Source organism: Cytobacillus oceanisediminis 2691 (assembly GCF_007678455.1).
GTDB classification, from domain to species: Bacteria; Bacillota; Bacilli; order Bacillales; family Cytobacillaceae; genus Mesobacillus; species Mesobacillus oceanisediminis_A.
The window spans coordinates 1-269 of sequence record NZ_VEEP01000228.1 but is presented as its reverse complement, the minus strand read 5'-3'; the positions used below and the strand labels follow the sequence as shown (position 1 = coordinate 269).

The window sequence follows — 269 nt, the reverse complement described above, 5'->3', positions numbered from 1 at the left end:
AGTTGAAGAATATAATATTATGAAATGTATCCGTGGTATGGGAGAAAAGATGGGGGGAAGGATGATTTGTGAAATTGGAGAGATAGATGGATTTAGTGAGGGTAAAAAGGTGGTGGCTTTGGGTGGAGTAGAGGGTAGTGTTTTGGAATCTGGGAAGTTTAGTGGGACGAAAAAGCGAATCAGCAAAAGAGGTTGGAGGAGGGTTGGTGAGGGCTCATATATGGGTGTTCGATGTGGCATAGGGGATTGTGGCAAAGACACAAGGCGGG

Annotated in this window: 1 protein-coding gene; it reads left to right on the top strand. The window is 45.0% G+C overall.

Going from position 1 to position 269, the window contains the following annotated elements; genetic code table 11:
• Positions 1-269: transposase (locus FS736_RS23755; protein WP_144481554.1), on the top strand; the 269-nt coding region annotated here is incomplete at both ends.